The 18,014-nt window shown below is 53.0% G+C and carries 17 protein-coding genes; 12 read left to right on the top strand and 5 right to left on the bottom strand.

All coding sequences use genetic code 11. The features are described 5' to 3' along the window. The 3 genes from EYA77_RS09820 to EYA77_RS05255 all read left to right on the top strand — a co-directional run. Nucleotides 1-254, top strand: a 254-nt coding sequence (locus EYA77_RS09820) for a hypothetical protein (RefSeq protein ID WP_209315014.1), incomplete at its 5' end; no start/stop codon positions are given. A 38-nt stretch (nucleotides 255-292) separates the two neighbouring features. Beyond that, nucleotides 293-1,567: a hypothetical protein gene (locus EYA77_RS05260; RefSeq protein WP_095642191.1), complete on the top strand. Its 1,275-nt coding sequence runs from the start codon at nucleotides 293-295 to the stop codon at nucleotides 1,565-1,567. A 205-nt stretch (nucleotides 1,568-1,772) separates the two neighbouring features. After that, nucleotides 1,773-3,098, top strand: coding sequence for a TrpB-like pyridoxal phosphate-dependent enzyme (locus tag EYA77_RS05255; RefSeq protein ID WP_042699563.1), 1,326 nt, complete (start codon nucleotides 1,773-1,775; stop codon nucleotides 3,096-3,098). A 33-nt stretch (nucleotides 3,099-3,131) separates the two neighbouring features. Here the strand turns inward: EYA77_RS05255 and EYA77_RS05250 are convergent, their stop codons facing one another. Genes EYA77_RS05250 through thiM form a run of 4 tightly spaced genes read right to left on the bottom strand, consistent with a single transcriptional unit; the run spans nucleotide 3,132 to nucleotide 6,105 of the window. After that, nucleotides 3,132-3,773 (bottom strand): phosphoribosylanthranilate isomerase, encoded by a 642-nt coding sequence (locus EYA77_RS05250; RefSeq protein WP_167816104.1) that lies wholly within the window; start codon nucleotides 3,771-3,773, stop codon nucleotides 3,132-3,134. Continuing rightward, complete coding sequence (locus tag EYA77_RS05245) at nucleotides 3,763-4,689, bottom strand: class I SAM-dependent methyltransferase family protein (RefSeq protein WP_167816103.1); 927 nt, start codon at nucleotides 4,687-4,689, stop codon at nucleotides 3,763-3,765. The genes EYA77_RS05250 and EYA77_RS05245 overlap by 11 nt, the downstream gene beginning before the upstream one ends. Beyond that, nucleotides 4,682-5,314 (bottom strand): thiamine phosphate synthase, encoded by a 633-nt coding sequence (gene thiE / locus EYA77_RS05240; protein WP_167816102.1) that lies wholly within the window; start codon nucleotides 5,312-5,314, stop codon nucleotides 4,682-4,684. Before thiE ends, EYA77_RS05245 begins: the two co-directional genes overlap by 8 nt. Continuing rightward, nucleotides 5,311-6,105 (bottom strand): hydroxyethylthiazole kinase, encoded by a 795-nt coding sequence (gene thiM, locus EYA77_RS05235; RefSeq protein WP_167816101.1) that lies wholly within the window; start codon nucleotides 6,103-6,105, stop codon nucleotides 5,311-5,313. The genes thiE and thiM overlap by 4 nt, the downstream gene beginning before the upstream one ends. Nucleotides 6,106-6,172: 67 nt before the next feature. On the opposite strand from thiM, the gene hmgA reads away from it, so the two are divergent. The 8 genes from hmgA to EYA77_RS05195 all read left to right on the top strand — a co-directional run bounded on the left by hmgA (nucleotide 6,173) and on the right by EYA77_RS05195 (nucleotide 15,129). After that, nucleotides 6,173-7,387, top strand: a complete 1,215-nt coding sequence (hmgA, locus tag EYA77_RS05230) for a hydroxymethylglutaryl-CoA reductase (NADPH) (RefSeq protein WP_167816100.1) — start codon at nucleotides 6,173-6,175, stop codon at nucleotides 7,385-7,387. Nucleotides 7,388-7,644: 257 nt separating this feature from the next. Continuing rightward, complete coding sequence (locus EYA77_RS05225) at nucleotides 7,645-8,439, top strand: 2-amino-3,7-dideoxy-D-threo-hept-6-ulosonate synthase (RefSeq protein ID WP_167816099.1); 795 nt, start codon at nucleotides 7,645-7,647, stop codon at nucleotides 8,437-8,439. A 7-nt stretch (nucleotides 8,440-8,446) separates the two neighbouring features. Further along, nucleotides 8,447-9,484, top strand: a complete 1,038-nt coding sequence (locus EYA77_RS05220; protein ID WP_167816098.1) for a 3-dehydroquinate synthase II — start codon at nucleotides 8,447-8,449, stop codon at nucleotides 9,482-9,484. Beyond that, entirely contained in the window at nucleotides 9,481-10,902 is a 1,422-nt protein-coding gene (gene aroE, locus EYA77_RS05215; RefSeq protein ID WP_167816097.1) for a shikimate dehydrogenase, read from the top strand. Before EYA77_RS05220 ends, aroE begins: the two co-directional genes overlap by 4 nt. Continuing rightward, nucleotides 10,899-11,741 carry a shikimate kinase gene (locus tag EYA77_RS05210; RefSeq protein ID WP_167816096.1) on the top strand — a complete coding sequence of 281 codons (843 nt, stop codon included), beginning with the start codon at nucleotides 10,899-10,901 and terminating at the stop codon, nucleotides 11,739-11,741. The genes aroE and EYA77_RS05210 overlap by 4 nt, the downstream gene beginning before the upstream one ends. Before the next feature lies 1 nt (nucleotide 11,742). Further along, complete coding sequence (aroA, locus tag EYA77_RS05205) at nucleotides 11,743-13,011, top strand: 3-phosphoshikimate 1-carboxyvinyltransferase (RefSeq protein WP_167816095.1); 1,269 nt, start codon at nucleotides 11,743-11,745, stop codon at nucleotides 13,009-13,011. Beyond that, nucleotides 13,008-14,081 carry a chorismate synthase gene (gene aroC, locus EYA77_RS05200; protein WP_167816094.1) on the top strand — a complete coding sequence of 358 codons (1,074 nt, stop codon included), beginning with the start codon at nucleotides 13,008-13,010 and terminating at the stop codon, nucleotides 14,079-14,081. Before aroA ends, aroC begins: the two co-directional genes overlap by 4 nt. Continuing rightward, on the top strand, nucleotides 14,074-15,129 hold the full coding sequence (locus EYA77_RS05195; RefSeq protein WP_167816093.1) for a prephenate dehydrogenase/arogenate dehydrogenase family protein: 1,056 nt from the start codon (nucleotides 14,074-14,076) through the stop codon (nucleotides 15,127-15,129). Before aroC ends, EYA77_RS05195 begins: the two co-directional genes overlap by 8 nt. An 807-nt stretch (nucleotides 15,130-15,936) precedes the next feature. Here EYA77_RS05195 and EYA77_RS05190 read toward each other — a convergent pair. After that, entirely contained in the window at nucleotides 15,937-16,866 is a 930-nt protein-coding gene (locus EYA77_RS05190; RefSeq protein ID WP_167816092.1) for an AEC family transporter, read from the bottom strand. A 64-nt stretch (nucleotides 16,867-16,930) separates the two neighbouring features. Here EYA77_RS05190 and EYA77_RS05185 point away from each other — a divergent pair, with 64 nt between their 5' ends. After that, nucleotides 16,931-17,467 (top strand): hypothetical protein, encoded by a 537-nt coding sequence (locus EYA77_RS05185; protein ID WP_167816091.1) that lies wholly within the window; start codon nucleotides 16,931-16,933, stop codon nucleotides 17,465-17,467. Nucleotides 17,468-18,014: the final 547 nt, after the last annotated feature.

Raw genomic sequence — 18,014 nt, 5'->3', positions numbered from 1 at the left:
ATGCGAATTCTCGGGAACTGGTCAACGCTGCACCCCCCTTATTCTTTTGCAATAGTTTGTTTGTGTTTTTTTTTGTGTTGAGCGCAAGCTCTCATGTTTTGGTTGTCGTCCCTTCTTCTTTCGTCTTCTATCCGGATACCCCGGGGTATCCTGCATACAAGAAGAAAGAACGGGGGAAAATGAATATCCACAGAAATTACCGCATGAACCTTTTTCATCCCGGATACAGTAGCATGATCAAACCTAACATATAATACAGAAGAACAAATACAAAACATATCTCTGTATCACCATGAAAAAGATCATCCTGCTCGCGGTCCTGCTCGTCATCATCTCCTCCGCCGGCTGCTATCTCTGTATCCTCAGTGCAAATCCCCAAATATATCCCGATAACGCCTACACGGATTCCCTCTCGGCAGAATACATCTTCCCCTTCAAAAACACCTCAATAACACTTTTCGTCTCCGTTCCCGCATCCATCTATCATGGGGCGAAAGATACCGGATCAAAATACCTTCCTTACACAAAAATAACCTCGCGCGAGTATTATGCTGATTTTACCAATGATCCCCTTCAGGAAGAGATGTACACACAGATCCTGACACAAACGGCATCCGTGAAACATACCTTGGATTTAACGGACGACGAGTATCTGGAGTTGCTCTCGACATTTGTCCAAAGTATTCATTACCATACAAAAGACGAGTACCGCTACCCGGTAGAGACCATTATTGACCAGTATGGTGATTGTGATGACAAAAGTATCCTGTTGGCCGGGTTATTGACCCGTGCCGGCTATGATGCTGTCCTCCTGATCTTTGATGAAGAAAGCCACGCCGCAGTCGGAATAAAAACAGCTGACGCAACAGCCTATCCGGATACCGGGGGATACGCGGTCATCGAAACAACCGACTTCAGTTATATCACCGACAGATCGTTCCAATTTGAAGACGGCTCATCACTCTCCAGCGCCCCTTCAGTCATCAGTGTCGGTACCGGTACAAAAACCTACACCTCCGGCAGTCAAATAACCGTCATCCTGAATTACCGGGATAAAGCCGCCTCCCTGATCGATCGGTTATCACGGGAAGGTGCTGAAAAGACCGAAGATCTCGATGAAATGGAAGATGCACTCACCGAATATGAGATCCGCCTTTCCTCACTTGACTCCTCAATGCAAACGGCAATATCCGCATATAATACCTATGCCGATCTGGCAGACTCCATAGTATCACAGCAGAAAAAGCTGAACCGCGATCTTCGCGCAGGCAAAATAACCGACAATGCCTATTCTTCAGAATGGGAAACGCTCAATGCATCCTATACAGAGTATCTGACAAAGGCTGATGATGCGTATCAAAACTACACTGCCTATTACGCGGAGTATCAGAAGCTCTATGCCGAGTATCAGGCATACTACGCAGCGTATGCAGCTTCTTACACAGATTACAGCAGTACGGTCAGCGAACAGAACCGGCACATAGACATCTACAACCTCATCATCACAGAGCCGTATAATCGGGAACATGTATATCAGACCGTTCTGCATGCTCCGGCTCTGATCTGATCAGGCCAAAAGGCCCCCCTCCTCATCAGCCGTCAGGACCGTATCGGTCCGACCTTTATCCCCGGGGTCTCCCTTCTCTCTTCGGAAATAGGTCTGCGCGCCTCCCTCTATTTACAATCCCGAACATGTACAAATATAATCATTGAAGTAATAATTTGGTTATTGTTGTACAGATTTTAAATACTATTGGATACCACCTGTATCTATGTTCCCGAAAGATGGTCGTACGACCCTTACAGTAGATGACATCCCTAAAAAATGGTATAATATCGCGGTCGACATCGGCTCCCCGGAGATCCTTAATCCCGGGACAATGAAACCAGTGACCCACGATGATCTTGCACCCGTGTTTTGTAAAACATCGGTCGAGCAGGAACTCGACACCACTCACCGATTCATCGACATCCCGGAAGTCGTCAGAGAAGCATATGCCCAATTCGGCCGCGTAACGCCGCTTCAGCGTGCATATCATCTTGAGCAGTATCTCAAAACCCCGGCCAAGATCTACTTCAAACGTGAAGATGTCAGTCCGACCGGCAGCCACAAACTCAACAGTGCCATTGCCCAGGCATACTACAACAAACGTGACGGAACAGAACATCTGACCACCGAAACGGGCGCGGGTCAGTGGGGTTCTGCCCTTTCCCTCTCCTGCAACTACTTTGATCTCGACCTTATCGTGTTCATGGTCAAAGTAAGTTTCGAGCAGAAACCGTTCCGCAGATCGATCATGGAAACCTACGGAAGCACAGTCTATCCGTCACCAAGTCCAGTCACTGAGTATGGAAAATCCGTCCTCGCAAAAGATCCTTCCTACGGAGGGACCCTTGGAACTGCGATCACAGAAGCAGTCGAAATGGCAGTCAAAGATCCCACCGGAAAAACAAAGTACAGTCTTGGCAGCGTTGCAAATCATGTATGTATGCATCAGACCGTCATCGGTCAGGAACTGATCGCTCAGCTGAATGAGATCGATGTCACTCCGGATCACATGATCGGATGTATCGGCGGAGGAAGTAACTTTGCCGGATTCAGCTTCCCTATGATCCAGAAAAAACTCCATGGAAAAATCGACACAAATTTCCTGGCAGTTGAACCTTCCGAGGTCCCTTCCCTCACAAAAGGCGAATATCGGTATGATTTCGGTGATTCCGGCTGCATCACTCCGCTCTTTAAGATGCATACTCTTGGGCATGACTTTACCCCGAACGCCGTTCACGCAGGAGGTCTTCGGTATCATGGTATGAATCCGCTGGTGTCCAGGTTATATGATAACAAAACTATCAACGCTGTATCGTATAACCAGGAACAGGTTTTCCAGGCAGCCGTTACCTTTGCGAGAACCGAAGGCATCATCCCGGCGCCGGAATCAGCTCATGCAATCCGCGCTGCTGTTGACCTCGCTCTTGAAGCAAAGAAAAAGAATGAGGAACAGACTATCGTCTTCAATCTTTCAGGTCACGGGCTGCTCGATATGGCCGGTTATGCAAATCACTTCAAAACCTGTAAACAGACAGTGATTGAAGTCTGATCATTTTTTTTTGAAAAAAAAGGATCGTCTGATTCAGACGGCCGTATGCGCCGCACGGACGAATGCTTTTGTCTTAAGAGCATCCCTGACATCATTTTTCTTCACGCCGGTGTGAACGTCTACCGCATAGGGGCGGACCTGGCGGATCGCCGAGGCCACATTCTCCGGAGTGAGGCCGCCGGCGAGTATGACGGGGATCTCGACCGATTCCACGATCTTTGCACTGATGCTCCAGTCGTGAGTGAGTCCGGTCCCGCCGAGCCGGTCAGGGGTCCGCGTGTCCAGGATTATCGCATCAGCATAGGCTGCTTCCCGCTGAGCTGTTTGTACAGCTGACATATCCATCACATGGACTGCTTTTATGATGCGAAGATACGGCAGACTCTTTCTGATCATGCATATTTCTTCAGGCGTGATCGTGTTCTGGATCTGGAGCGCGGTACAGCCGGACTGCTGAACGATGCTGATGATCGAACGGGCATCCTGCAGATGGGTCACCGCGACCGGTTCGATGAACGGGGGCAGCGTTTTGATCATTGCCGCCGCTTCCTCTGGGCTTACGGCATCCTGGGTCACGTGAGTGATCCCCATCAGAAAACCGACTGCGTCCGTTCCGGCGTCAACGGCACATTTCAGATCGGCAAAACTTCCTGTTCCGCATATCTTACATTTCATCGCCGACCTCTATATCATATACTGCATGCCAGCTGGTCGGCGAGTAGGAACGAAGAAATCGTTCGGTTATTTTCGCGTTTGGAAACGCACGCAGAATATCTTCATTGTGTTCTCCTTCTTTCTCGACAAGCGCGTAGAGATGGATGACGGCGCCTTTAGCCGCAAGTTTTGCAGCTCCTGCTAAAAATCCGTATGCTGCGAATGGTAAGTTCATGATTATGCGGTCAAATCTCATCGAATCGAGCATATGCGGGAGATTCATTGCATCGCCGAGAACAGGCACTACGTTATGCAGACGGTTGAGCCTGATGTTTTTCTGAAGCAGATAAACCGCGGATGGATTTATGTCGTTTGCGACGATGAGCTTCGCTTTACTGCTCAGCATCACCGGAAACGGTCCGACGCCGGCGAACATATCAAGAACTTTTCCCCCCTCTTTCATGGAAGAGAGAATTCTCTGGCGTTCGTTCGAGAGCCGGGCGGAAAAGTAGGCTGCGGTCAGATCGATGATCATTCTTCTGCCGTATTCATGGTAGAGTGTCTCGGTCGTATTTTTTCCGGCGAGCACTTTGAATGTTTTTGTTCTGAACTCTCCTTCGACCGGTGATGTGGCAAAAAGTACGGTATGCGTCGAAGGACGTGCCGCCAGGATCTTTTCCGCTTCGATCCGATCATCTTCCTGAAGAACAACGATCCCGCCGATCTGTTCGTGACGGGGCAGCTCCTCGCGGGGGCTTGTTGTGGAGAACTCTGCCTGGAAATCAGTCTCTTCAAGAACCGGGACAAACAGGAAGCCCTCCTCAACGTACGGCCGGAGGCTTCGGTCTGCCTTTCCTTCGGCAATAAGTTTTCTGCGTCCCGCTTCTCCCTCGAGGACCGGGATCCGCACGCACCACTGCATGACTTTTTCACTCATTTTTTATGTTCCTGATCTTTTCACGCAGATCTCCGGCGGCTTTTTTGATATCTGGCGCACTCACCACTGCGGAGATGACACAGATCCCGTCCAATCCGGCCGCGATGACCTCACTGATATTTCCACTGTTGATGCCGCCGATACCGACCACGGGGATCTCTTTTGGTACGGCTTTTCTTACAGCTGAGATACAGGCAAGTCCGCGGCCTTCACCAGCGTCCGGTTTTGAGCCTGTCGAAAAAACCGGGCTCACTGCTACATAATCCGCGCCGTCCAAAACGCCTTTTACTGCTTCTTCGACCGAACCAACAGAGATGCCGATGATGAAATCATCCGGAACAAGGCGTCTTACGACCTCTACCGGCAGGTCGCTCTGCCCCAGGTGAACCCCATCTGCTTTTGACGCGAGCGCGATATCGATCCGGTCGTTTACGATGAAAAGGGCTTTGTCTTTGGTGATCGCACGGATCTTTTCCGCTTCGGCAAAAAGATCCGCCGCGCTCATCCTCTTATCACGGAGCTGGATGACATCCGCTCCTCCTTCAACCGCGAGCTTTGCTATTTCCGCATGGGAATGACCGTTTGAGAGTTCTTCGTCGGTTACCACATAGAGGTCATATGTCATGAATACTCAGTGATCTTTGCTGATTTGAGAAACTGTTCTTTGGTGAGCGCGGCCGCGGCGTCGAAAAATGCCGGCTTAAAAGATCCCGGGCCTTTTGCGGTTTGTGCCGCTTCTTCGCCGGCGATGCCAAGCGCGGTCATCGCGGCGATACAGCCGTCCATCGGGTCAGTTACTGCAGTGAAGGCGCCGCAGACAGCGCTCGCCATACAGCCGGTCCCAGATATTTTACCCATCATCGGCACGCCGTTTAATACGCCCACGACGCGTTTTCCGTCACTTACGATATCCTCCGCTCCGCTTATGACGACCGTACATCCGTATTCTTTTGCATATCTGCGTGCGGTCTCTTTGGGATCTCCGGAAATGCTGCCGGAATCAACGCCCCGGACCGTTGCCGAGACGCCGGCAAGCGTGCTGATCTCTCCGGCGTTACCTTTCACGACCGCGATAGGGAATTCGTCCATAAACCTCTCCGCGGTTTGTGTGCGATATGGTGTCGCCCCTGCTCCCACGGGGTCGAGAACTATTGGGATGCCGCATTTCTTTGCTCCGTTTGCCGCTGCAAGCATTCCTTCGATCTGGTTTTCATCCAGAGTTCCGATATTCAGCACAAGAACGCCCGCTATTTTTATCATATCCACTACGTCTTCAGGTGCGTGCGACATCACCGGTGATGCCCCGAAACAGATCGTCATATTGGCGCAGTCATTTACCGTGACGTAGTTGGTGATCTGATGCACAAGGGGATTTCTCTCCCTGACAAGGTCCAAAATGTGAGCGTATCTCTGCATATGCCTGAATATTATTTGCCTGTCTGACAGAAAAATGTATTAGTCCCTTCTGAACTATTGTATACTTATGGATGAGTATCTTGCAAAGATCCGTTCCGGGGATCTGAAACTTTACGCGCTGGAGAAGAGTATGCCGGCAGATGATGCCGTATCTCTTCGCCGTAAATATATCGAAGAGGAGACCGGTACGGATCTTTCCGCTGTCGGGACCTATTCGATACCTATTGACCGGGTAGTTACCCGAAACATCGAGAATATGATCGGCTGTGTTCAGATCCCGCTGGGAGTTGCGGGACCTTTGGCGGTCAAAGGGGAGTATGCCAACGGAAAGTACTGGCTCCCGCTTGCGACGACAGAAGGCGCTCTGGCCGCTTCGATCAACAGAGGGTGCGGCGCCATCACCAAAGCCGGCGGCGCCGAGGTGCGAATTCTCAGAGACGGCATGACCCGTGCACCGGTTTTTGCAGCCAGAAGCGTTTCCCACGCGGCCGAGGTTGCGAGGTGGGCGGAAGACAATCTCCTTCTTTTGAAGGTCGCCGCCGAAGAAACCACAAATCACGGCGAACTGATCGGGCTCACGACATATACAGCAGGTACGAGTGTCTTTATCCGCTTTGAGTTCGACACAAAGGATGCGATGGGCATGAACATGGCGACTATTGCCTCGGAAGCAGCGGCCCACGTAATCGAAGAGGAGACAGGGGCGAAACTTATCGCCGTATCCGGAAACATGTGCTGCGACAAAAAACCCTCCGCGATCAACATTATCGAAGGCCGGGGCAAAACCGTTTCAGCCGGGGTTTTTCTCTCGGATGAACTGGTGGCATCCGTGTTCAAGACCAACTCAGCTACCCTTGCGGAGGTCAATACCCGCAAAAATCTGACAGGATCTGCCCGGGCGGCATCTCTCGGATTCAACGCCCAGGCTGCAAATGTGATCGCCGCCATGTTCATCGCCTGCGGACAGGACCCGGCACATGTAGTTGAGGGGAGCAACACGATCACGACCGTGGATATGGCGGAAGGCGGCGTGTATGTTTCCGTCACGCTCCCTTCGCTTCAGGTCGGGACGGTCGGCGGAGGAACGAGTATTGCCACCCAGAACGCAAATCTTACGATGCTCGGCGTTGCCGGCGGAGCGGAAAATCCGGGAGACAACGCAAAAGCATTTGCCGAGATCGTGGCAGCCGGCGTTCTCGCGGGAGAATTATCTCTTCTCGGGGCGCTTGGAGCCCAGCATCTTGGAAAAGCGCACAGAGAACTCGGCAGAGGAGAAAAATAATTTTTCCTCCTTTTTTTGATTCACCTCATCTGTTTTTCTGCGCAGGTCACGCGTAATATCTCTACTTTCCATCCTCTCTCTGATTGGACATCTCCGGACTTTTTCGGTTTCTGATCTGGATTTTGTGCAGGGAAAACTGACGACTGCGGCTTATGTGTTGAAAAATGCCGTCATAATTCAGCATATATCCCGCAATATACCTGGTCTTTACTCTGTCCAGAAGATTGATGTTGTCACCGTGCTAATCATTAGCACACATGTTTGGAAAACATATCCGTATGGAACGGGTCATAGACCGGAACTCCGGTCGTGCCGTTATTGTACCATTGGATCACGGCATTTCGATGGGGCCGATTCCCGGGCTCACCGACATGCGTGACACCATAAACAAGATCTCGATCGGCGGAGCCACGGCCGTTCTCATGCACAAAGGGATGGTTCCCTACGGGCATCGGACATCCGGAAAAGATATCGGTTTGATCGTACATCTTTCCGCCGGGACCGGTCTTGGAACCGATCCTAACTCCAAAGTCATCGTTACGACCGTTGAGGAGGCAATAACGCTTGGAGCGGACGCCGTATCCATTCATATCAATCTGGGAGCCGATACCGAACCCGAGATGATCTGCAATGCCGGAGAGATCTCCCGCAAATGCCAGCAGTGGGGCATGCCGCTTCTTGCGATGGTCTACCCTCGCGGCAAAAACATCAAAGACTCGTTCGACGTGGATGCTCTCAAAACCTGCGCCCGCGTTGCAGCCGAACTTGGTGCTGACATCGTAAAAACCAGTTACACCGGAGATATCGATACGTTCCGTGAAGTCGTCCGCGGAGCCCAGATCCCGGTCGTCATCGCCGGAGGTCCGAAGATGGGCTCTGATTTGGAGATGCTTCAGATGGTCCGTGACTCTCTCGATGCAGGAGGAAAAGGGGTCTCGATCGGAAGAAACATCTTCCAGCACAATGATATCATTGGTATTACCTCGGCTGTCACCGATATCGTGTTAAGGAACGCATCCGTGGAAGAAGCAGCAAAACACCTCACCCGGTGAAAAATATATGACGATCCAACTACCTCCGATCCTGATCCGTGCCGACCACCTGCCGACCTATGACGAACGAAAAGCAGTCGTCGCCTCAGCTCTGGAATCAGGGTATACCCATATCATCCTAAGACCGGAAGATGAGGCTCTCAGCCATCTCGGCAGATATACTGCAATACTGGCCGACGGCAAAAACCTCATGTATTCCGGGGAACGCATCGGCGTTCTCCTGAACCTGACCGGTGCCGAGGAGATGGAGGAGGCGTACAGCCTGAAGAATGCCGTTCCAAATCTTGTCATCTCCCCCGAAAACTGGAAGGTCATCCCTCTTGAAAATCTCATCTCCCGGTTCCAGAACGCCGAGACGAGTGTATATATTTGCGTGAAGACCCCCGAAGAAGCCCGTCTCGCTTTCCAAACAATGGAGGTGGGCTCTGACGGTATCGTCATCACGCCGGACGGTCCGGCCGATCTTGCCGCATTTTCCGGCATCAGGACCGCTGAATACCCGATAGTCGATCTGGAAACCGCCGTGGTCACCAAGATATCCACCCTCTCTTTAGGGGACCGGGTATGTATCGACACCTGCTCGCTTCTGGAGAGGGGAGAGGGCATGCTGATCGGTTCCCAGTCATCCTGCCTCTTCCTCGTCTGCTCGGAGAGTTTTGAGAGCGAGTACGTCAGCGCCCGGCCGTTTCGGGTGAACGCCGGCGCCGTCCATTCATACATCCTCTGCCCTGACGGTACGACAAAATACCTCTCCGAGATCGCGAGCGGGAACGAACTCCTTTCCCGCAAACCTGACGGAAGCCTGCGAACCGTGAATGTCGGCAGAGTAAAAATCGAGATCCGCCCCATGCTCTATATCGAGGCAAAAGCCGGAGGAAAGACCTACTCGGTCGTTCTCCAGAACGCCGAGACCATACGCCTTGGAACGCCGTCGGGAGCGGTTTCCGTATCCGATCTCGCGATCGGCGATCTGGTCTATGTCAGACTTGAAAGCGGCGGCCGCCACTTCGGGCACACGATGGCGGAGACAATCTGCGAAAAATGACTGCAAACTGTGCCGTTATCGTGGCGAAAGACGAGGGGGAAGTGCGGACCCTTGCAAAAGAAGCGATCCTGAAAGGAGCAGAGGCTCTGGAATTCCGGCTCGATGCCTTTCCGGTCATTCAGGCAGATCTCTCCTTTCTTGCGTGCGGCGTTCCTTCGGTCGCTACACTCAGGTCTCCTTTGGACGAGGAGCGAAAAGATATCTTTCTCCGAGCTCTCGCGTCCGGCGCGACATACATCGACATAGAATCGGACTCGGTTCTGAGAAACCGGTTCCCAAAAGAACAGGTCATCTGTTCGTATCATGACTTTGAGAAAACGCCCGCCGAGGATGAGATCCTTGCAATCTTCAACGATCTTCGATCCTCGGGAATCCCCAAAGCCGCATTCATGGTGAGGGGGCCGGCGGATCTGCTTGCAGTCTGGAGTGCCGCATCTGTTCTTAGAGAAAAAGGAGCTCCGTTTATTCTTATAGGCATGGGGGCCGCCGGCGAGGTTACCCGTATTCGGGCTTTTGACCTCGGATCGATGCTCAACTACTGTGCGTTACGGCCGGAACTTGCGTCCGCTCCGGGTCAGATAACGCTCGAAGAGGCTGAGAGACTCGGCACCGATCCGCAGGTCACTGCCGTAACCGGCTATCCCCTCACCCATACGTTCTCGCCGGAGATCCACAACGCGGCATTCAAAGCCGCGAAGATTCGGGGACGATACGTCAAGATCCCGTCAGCTCCGGAGGAGCTGCACCTGATCCCGGAGGTTATCAGAAAATACCGGATCATCGGGATGAACGTAACCATTCCTCATAAAGAATCGGTCATTCCTTTCCTGAAAAGGATCGATCCTCTTGCCGCGTCCGCCGGGGCAGTGAATACGATCCGAAACTCTCCCGCCGGTCTCGAGGGGTACAATACCGATATTCTGGGAATCGCTGCATCGCTCGCGTCAGTGGACGCGGATCCAAAGGGCGCCGAGGCGCTCATCATCGGCGCCGGAGGAGCGGCAAAGGCCGCCGCCGCGTATCTGAAAGCCGCCGGAGCGAAGATCTCGATCACCAACCGGACCCACGCACGTGCAGAGACGCTTGCCGAAATGTTTGGCGCCCGGGCAGTGAAGCTGGAGGATCTCGCTCCCGCGTATCAGCTGATTCTGAACGCGACCCCGGCCGGAATGAGCGGGTTTGAACACTGCTCGCCGGTTCCGCATACGATATTCACCAAAGACACGGTTGTTATGGATATGATCTATGATCCGGAAGTGACTCCCCTTCTTGCCGCTGCAAAAGCCGCCGGCGTTCGTGCCTGCATCAACGGAAAAACCATGCTGATCGAACAGGCCGCCGCATCATTCACTCTCTGGACAGGCATCACGCCTGACCGGGCCGTGATGAGAAAAGCATTCGAAGCGAGGGCGGCATGATCGGCAAAGGAGTTTCCTACGGTGCGTTATCGGTGATCAACGCGATCTCTACCGGAAAAGGGGCGGCCTTTGGAATCGATCTCAAAACCGAGGCGACCGTCCAACTGATTCCGGAAAACGAGTTTTCCGTCGAGATCGGCGGCCACCCGTCCGAGTCCGTTTCCCTCGCCCGTTTTTCCGTCGAGGAGGTACTTCGGCGGTATCCTGACTCGGGAATGAATGGTGCGGTGATCAGAACTACGTCGAATATCCCCATATCTCAGGGCCTGAAAAGCAGCAGTTCGGCCGCGAACGCTATAATATCGGCCGCGGCCGCTGCGCTTTCCCTCCATCTCGGCCCTCTTGAGATCGGCCGGATCGGCGCTACGGCCGCCGTCAAAGCGGGCGTCAGTATTACCGGGGCATTTGATGATGCCTGCGCCTGTCAGCTCGGGGGTCTCGTATTCACCGATAATCTGAAACGCGAACTTCTGCTCCGCCGCCCGATGCCCGAAGGCTACACGGCCGTGATCCACATCCCGCCGTTCCAGATCCGGAAATCCGCATTTCCGAGTGAGAAGATGCAAAAAATGCGTGATATGGTCTCTGCCGCATATGATATGGCGATCGAAGGAGATGTTTTTTCAGCGATGTATGTAAATGGAAGATGTACCTGTGAAGCGATCGGCATCACGCCGGAGACGGCCGACAGAGCCCTCTCATGCGGAGCCGCCGCCGCCGGACTTTCCGGCACCGGTCCCGCCACCGGGATCCTTGTGCCTGAGGGCAGGTTAGATGAATTTCTCGACCGGTTCGGTCGGGAAGATATCCTCATTGCGAATATCAGGAACGGGGTGTGAGATGAAACTTATCGTATCCCGCTCCCAGATATCGGGGTGTGTTCACGCACCCCCTTCGAAAAGTCACACGCACCGGGCATTTCTCCTTGCGGCTCTTGCAAAAGGCGAGTCTGTTGTCTTCTCTCCGCTTCTGGGCGAGGACACTCTAGCTACGCTGGATGCGGTCAAAGCGCTCGGGGCACATGTATGTGAAGCGAATGATCGGATCACGATCCGGGGTGGCGATCTGCATGCCCCTCTTCCGAAAGGAACGGTGATAAACTGCAAAAACTCGGGAACATCCATGCGGATGCTTGCTGGAATTGCATCCCGTCTGGACGGAACGACCGCGTTCACGGGCGACGCTTCGCTCTGTTCCCGCCCGATGAAACCGCTGCTTGATGCCCTCTCAGAGCTTGGAGCCGGAGTAACATCCAAAAACGGCTGTGCTCCGTTCACGATAACGGGTCCGGGGTCCGGCGGCGATGTGCATATTCGCGGGGATGTGAGCTCCCAGTTTATCTCGGCGCTGCTGATCTCGGCTCCGCTTGGCAAAGCTGACACGAGGATCCATCTTACAACGCCCCTTACGTCAGAACCCTATGTGGACATGACGATTTCCGCCATGAAAAAACACGGCGTTTCGGTCGAAACGATCGATGACGGGTATCTTGTCCGTTCCGGTCAGGTCTATTCTCCCGTGGATGTTCAGGTCGGCGGCGACTACTCGTCAGCCGCATTTCTGTTTGCGGCGGCGGCACTCACCGGCGAGATCACCGTTTCCGGACTCGACCCGGCTGACCCTCAGGGAGATAAGGTGGTGATCTCCATCCTTGAAACATTCGGGGCAGGAGTAGTTCGTGAAGGCGAAAATGTTACGATCAAAAAAGCGGATTTGAAGGCTGCAGACATCGATCTTGCGGATGCTCCGGATCTGTTCCCCATTATCGCCGTACTTGCGTCGCAGGCAAAAGGCACCAGCAGATTATACGGGGCCGCCCATCTGAGATTCAAGGAAAGCGACCGGATCATGTCCACGGTTCTTTTCCTCAGGTCGATGGGTGCAGATATCAGCGAGACCGAGGACGGGTGCATTGTTACGGGACCCTCCCGGCTTTCCGGGGCAAATGTTACTACATTTGGCGACCACCGTATAATGATGGCATCCGCGGTCGCCGGACTTATTGCCGCTGGCAATACTATCATAGACGACTCAGGCTGCTGTGCTGTTTCTTATCCTGATTTCGTCAGGGATATGCAGAGACTCGGTGCAGATATGAGGGAAGAATGAATCGAATCGGAGGATCCATAACGCTCACTCTCTTCGGGGCGAGTCACGACAGTCGTATCGGCTGCGTTATCGACGGGATCCCTGCCGGATATCCCGTGAATGAGGATATCATCACGGCGGATCTGGCGCTCAGGAAACCGGCCGAAGGTATCGGGACTCCCCGTGTGGAGGCGGACGTCCCGGAAATTTCCGGTATCGTGAACGGAATCACTACGGGCTGTCCGGTCGTGATCACCTTTTCAAACAGCAATACCCGGAGTTCGGATTATGAACAGCTCCGCCGTGTTCCCCGCCCGGGTCATGCCGATTACCCTGCGGTCTGTAAATTCGGTCCGGCTCATGATATCCGGGGCGGCGGAATGTTTTCCGGCAGAATGACGACTCCCCTCGTCGCGGCCGGCGCTCTGCTTCGGGATCTGATCGGCAGCGCCGGAATCTCCGTCGGTTCGTATGTTACCCGGATCGGCAGCGTCGTCGATATGAATGTTTATGATGTCGCAGACATCATGACGAGATCGCGGACCAATCCGCTTCGGGCAATGTCTTCGGAGATCGAGGAGCGGATGAGAGCCGAGATCCTCGCCGCGAAGTCGAAAGGAGACAGTGTCGGCGGGATCGTCCGGTGCTTTGCTGCGGGTCTGCCCGCGGGTCTTGGCGAGCCGTTTTTTGACACGCTCGACGGCGAGATCGCCAAAGCGGTTTTCGCCATTCCCGGCGTGAAAGCAATAGGATTTGGCGAGGGGTTCGCCGCCGCCGGCCTTCGCGGATCCGAAAACAACGATGCATACCGCGTTCAGGAAGGGTCGGTCATCACGCTGACGAATCATGCGGGCGGCGTGCTTGGCGGGATGTCGAACGGATCCGTTCTTGATTTTTCCGCGGCATTCAAACCGACCCCCTCGATTTCAAAACAGCAGATGAGCGTTGATCTGGTCTCCCAAGAGGATGCCGACCTTTCGGTCAAAGGACGCCACGATCCGTGCATCGCAAATCGGGGGGCGATCGTCGTCGAGGCAATGACCGTGTTCACGCTTGCGGATCTTGCGGCCCGGGGAGGATTCCTTGACTGAGATCGACGGCTTTCGGGAGGAACTGGCGTCGATCGACCGCGAGATCATGGAACTGGTCGGCCGCCGGAATAGAATAGCTCTGGTGATCGGCGAAAAAAAGGCCGAGGCAAACGAAGAGGTCGTGGTTCCCGCGGTCGAAAAAAACGTCGTCCGGAGATATATCGACGCCGGGAAAATTTCCGGCGTGAGTGCGGAAACGGCCGCACGGATCGCCCGGGCGGTCATAGATGAGTCTGTTGATCTGCAGGGAAGGATACCCCGCCGTACTGCTCCGCGGAAAATCTTCATTATCGGCGGAAACGGAGGTATGGGCAGATGGCTCTCGGCATTTTTTGCCGGACGTGGTCATACGGTAACGATCAACGACCCAGAACCCGACGGAGCTCTCTATCCGGTTGCGGATATCTCCTTTGGATGCAGGGATGCCGATGTCATCATCGCAGCAACGCCGATAAAAATCTCTGCAGAAATCCTCGGGACGGTTCTTTCAGAAAACAAAGACGCGCTCATCTTTGATATCCTCTCCGTCAAAACTCCCCTTATTCCGGTTCTCCGCAAAGCGGCGGCGTCCGGTGCAAAAGTCTGCTCGGTACATCCGATGTTCGGCCCCAATGCCGCCTCGATAGCCGGCAGAAACATCATCGTATGTTCCTGCGGCAACGATGCCGCGGCGGATGAAGCGGCGAGTCTTTTCAGCGGCGGGACGATTCTCCGAATGGAGATCGGGGAGCACGACCCGATTGCTGCCTACGTTCTCGGGCTTTCCCATGCGGTGAATCTTGCTTTCAGCGGAGCTCTTGTCCGAAGCGGATTTTCGTCAAAACGACTATCTGCCGCTGCTTCGACAACGTTTTCCAGGCAGACTGCGGTATCGTCCGCTGTTTCCCGGGAAAACGCCGAACTCTCTTACTCCATTCAGACGGAAAATCCGTATAACGAGGCGGCCGTCCAAAATCTTTCCGACGCTCTTATGGATCTTCGGTCATCTCCCGAGGATGAATTTATAGAAAAAATACATGAGGGTGCCGCGTGGTATCAGACAAAATAATTATGAATAGGACTTACGCGGTGTGGTTGTGAATCCAATTTGGGAAGGGTACGGCTGGGTTTGGAAACATGAGATTATTTAACCGCGAATAAGCCCAAATGAGCTTTGCTCATTTGAGGCGGCACGCAAGCCTTCGGCTTGCACGCCTCCGCGAATTAACGCGTTCGCAAATCAGAGATTTGCTCTCCGCTTCGGGCTTCCAGCCCTCGCTTGAATCGCATTTTCCTTACGTTCGGGTGCTCTGCTTCGGCTGATGCGTGCAAATCGAAGATTTGCGTGCCGCCTCAAATGGGCTTTGCCCATTTGGGCTTCGCCTACGCAGAATCGCACCCTCTCTTGAAAAGTCCACGAGCTAAAAGCTCGTGAGACGTCTCAAGAGCCTTTGGCTCTTGGACAAATGCTATAAGAAAAACCCGTTCGCAAAGCTTCGCTTTGCTCTCCGGTTCGGGCTTGCAGCCCTCGCTTGTTCTCAAACTTTCAGTTTGCTCTCCGTTTCGCTTCGCTCACTTGCATGCGGGTTTTTCTTATCTTGCATGTCTTTTTTTCTCCAAAAAATAGATGAACAATCCCTTTTCTTGATCTGGGGTGCGGGGCCGCGACTCCGGCGCGGAGCGGCCCGCGGTGGGATATCCTATTTACTGAGGCCCCTATACGTTGCGTGCAAGCCTTCGGCTTGCGTGCCGCCTCAAATGGGCTTTGCCCATTTGGGCTTATTCGCGGTTAAATATTCTCTTGTGTCTACACACAACAACCTCCTTCCCAAATTGGATTGAGGATAACACCGCGTAACTACTATTTTTATTTCCCTCATCCCGTCAAAAACACTGCGAGAAGCGGGAGCGTCACCAGGCAAAGCAGTGTTGAGATACAGATCCCCTGGGCCGCAATATCCGGATGGGCCTTATGCTCTTCAGCCAGCAGCACCGTATTTACCGCCGCCGGCATTCCTGCAGTTACCACGATGATGCCGAGGATCAGCGTGTCGTCGATGAACTGCGAAAAGATCAGATATACCAGGGCCGGCATACCAAGAAGACGGATCGCCGCAACGATGTACTGCCGGACATTTTTGAAGATCGAGGTGAAATTCAGCTGGGCAAGGAACCCGCCGGTCACGACAAGAGAAAGCGGCGTGGTAACGTTGTTCAGCAGCTCTAAGGAACTGTAAATGGGGTCAGGGATCGAAAACGACGTCAGGAAGAAGATCAGCCCAAGGATCGTCGAGAGAAACGCCGGGTTCAGGAGAAGTTTTGGATCGAACGAGATTTTTCCGCCCTTCTCCTGTGCCCGCAGGATCCAGATTCCAACTGAGTATGTCAGTATGGTAAAGGGAATATTGAAGAGCGCTGCGTAAAATATCGCGTCCTGGCCGTACAGCATCGAAAGGATGGGAAATCCCATGAACATCGAGTTCGAGAACATGATCATGAACCGGAACACGCCGTACTCCTCCTTCTTTGCCCGCATCAGAATAGGGGAAAACCAGGCAACCAGAAACGCGATCCCGTAGTAGGCAAACGCTGCCAAGATCAGATACTCGCCCTTCATGAGAACTTCGTTCGTGAAAGGGATCTGCATGGAGAATATCACCATCGCGGGAATACAGATATGCAGAAGGAACTTCGAGAGGGACGAGACGGAAGCGTCGTTCAGGAGTTTGATCCTTCGTGCAAAGTACCCTATCCCGATCAGGATAAACAGGATGAGGATCTGATTCAGGGCGATGAAATAATCCATTGTTCTTCTATACTGATAGCACAAGGCATGTAGTTAATCTATCGGGACGGTCAAACTATACTGTATGGACCCTATTGTAGAACAGGGATTTGACCGTCTCCTGGATGTTATCAAGGAAACAAAAGCAAAACAGCAGGAAACCGCTGATCTGATCGTTAAAGAGGACAAGGTCCTTCTCGAAAAGATGATCGCGGCAGTCGTTCCGGTGGTGCAGGCGGCAGGTTCGCTTTTCCTGCAGAAGGCAAAACAGGATACAAAAGGGGATCTCTACGACCAGAAGTACTATCCCGACAAAATGATCATCCTCGGAAAATCCGAAAGCCCGGCTAGTTTCCGGCCTGATGATCCCAAAAAACAGGTCACCCAGCAGTTCTGCGTGGCATCGGAGAAGGGAGAACTGTTCGAGCTGATGTTCTCGACCGACGGTTTTGTGGTCGATACGTATGCCTCGCCCCTTTCAGCGGAGGATGCTCTTGCGTTTTACGGTTACGATATTTTGTACATGCTCTTTTCGGCGATCCGGGATTATGCTCTCGCGGAAGAGGATCTCCTCGACGCACTCGATCTGACCCTCGGCTTTCTTCAGCACAAAACGGCCTGAACACGGTCATATCAAAAAACCTGTTCTCTTTTTTGGAGGAGTTACGCGGTGTTGGTATGGATCCGATTCGGGAAGGGTACGGTTGGTTTTATCTCATGTGCCCACATAAACCCCTTACACGAAATCGAAGTATACCTCATTAGTACGTCAGTTGTTTCGGTTAAGATCACCCCGCCTCAGCTGAGGGACCTAAAGGTCCCCGCCTCTCATTTTACGACACTTCCACTCGAAAACCACCATTTCCACTCCAAAAAACCACCCAGTCAAACCCCAAAACCATCCCGCTTCCACTCGAAAATCACCATTTCGATTCGAAAATCACCCTCCGCCGATCAAAAATACTCCTCTCCCGACCCCAAAATACCACACCTCAAACAGAAAATACGCCGAATCCTGCCGATTTCCCCGGCGAAACATCAAGACTATATATACTAACACACAGGCGCCTGAAAAAAACGATGACCCCCGACAGACTACCTACCTAGGTAGTGACCTAGAGCGGAAGAAAAAACTCTCATCAATCACTTTTTTTTTAGGCGCCTGGTCT

It is taken from the genome of Methanocorpusculum sp. GPch4 (assembly GCF_012062385.1).
Classification (GTDB): domain Archaea; phylum Halobacteriota; class Methanomicrobia; order Methanomicrobiales; family Methanocorpusculaceae; genus Methanocorpusculum; species Methanocorpusculum parvum.
Note: the sequence above shows the minus strand (reverse complement) of the source record. Positions and strands in the feature narration are given on the sequence as shown.

What these genes read in the sequence shown, in the direction of transcription:
- EYA77_RS05255 (WP_042699563.1), top strand. Translation starts at nt 1,773, where the DNA reads ATGTTCCCGAAAGATGGTCGTACGACCCTTACAGTAGATGACATCCCT.
- aroE (WP_167816097.1), top strand. Translation starts at nt 9,481, where the DNA reads ATGACTGCAAACTGTGCCGTTATCGTGGCGAAAGACGAGGGGGAAGTG.
- EYA77_RS05185 (WP_167816091.1), top strand. Translation starts at nt 16,931, where the DNA reads ATGGACCCTATTGTAGAACAGGGATTTGACCGTCTCCTGGATGTTATC.
- EYA77_RS05210 (WP_167816096.1), top strand. Translation starts at nt 10,899, where the DNA reads ATGATCGGCAAAGGAGTTTCCTACGGTGCGTTATCGGTGATCAACGCG.
- EYA77_RS05260 (WP_095642191.1), top strand. Translation starts at nt 293, where the DNA reads ATGAAAAAGATCATCCTGCTCGCGGTCCTGCTCGTCATCATCTCCTCC.
- EYA77_RS05190 (WP_167816092.1), bottom strand. Translation starts at nt 16,866, where the DNA reads ATGGATTATTTCATCGCCCTGAATCAGATCCTCATCCTGTTTATCCTG.
- EYA77_RS05225 (WP_167816099.1), top strand. Translation starts at nt 7,645, where the DNA reads ATGTTTGGAAAACATATCCGTATGGAACGGGTCATAGACCGGAACTCC.
- aroC (WP_167816094.1), top strand. Translation starts at nt 13,008, where the DNA reads ATGAATCGAATCGGAGGATCCATAACGCTCACTCTCTTCGGGGCGAGT.
- thiM (WP_167816101.1), bottom strand. Translation starts at nt 6,105, where the DNA reads ATGCAGAGATACGCTCACATTTTGGACCTTGTCAGGGAGAGAAATCCC.
- EYA77_RS05220 (WP_167816098.1), top strand. Translation starts at nt 8,447, where the DNA reads ATGACGATCCAACTACCTCCGATCCTGATCCGTGCCGACCACCTGCCG.
- EYA77_RS05250 (WP_167816104.1), bottom strand. Translation starts at nt 3,773, where the DNA reads ATGAAATGTAAGATATGCGGAACAGGAAGTTTTGCCGATCTGAAATGT.
- EYA77_RS05245 (WP_167816103.1), bottom strand. Translation starts at nt 4,689, where the DNA reads ATGAGTGAAAAAGTCATGCAGTGGTGCGTGCGGATCCCGGTCCTCGAG.
- hmgA (WP_167816100.1), top strand. Translation starts at nt 6,173, where the DNA reads ATGGATGAGTATCTTGCAAAGATCCGTTCCGGGGATCTGAAACTTTAC.
- aroA (WP_167816095.1), top strand. Translation starts at nt 11,743, where the DNA reads ATGAAACTTATCGTATCCCGCTCCCAGATATCGGGGTGTGTTCACGCA.
- thiE (WP_167816102.1), bottom strand. Translation starts at nt 5,314, where the DNA reads ATGACATATGACCTCTATGTGGTAACCGACGAAGAACTCTCAAACGGT.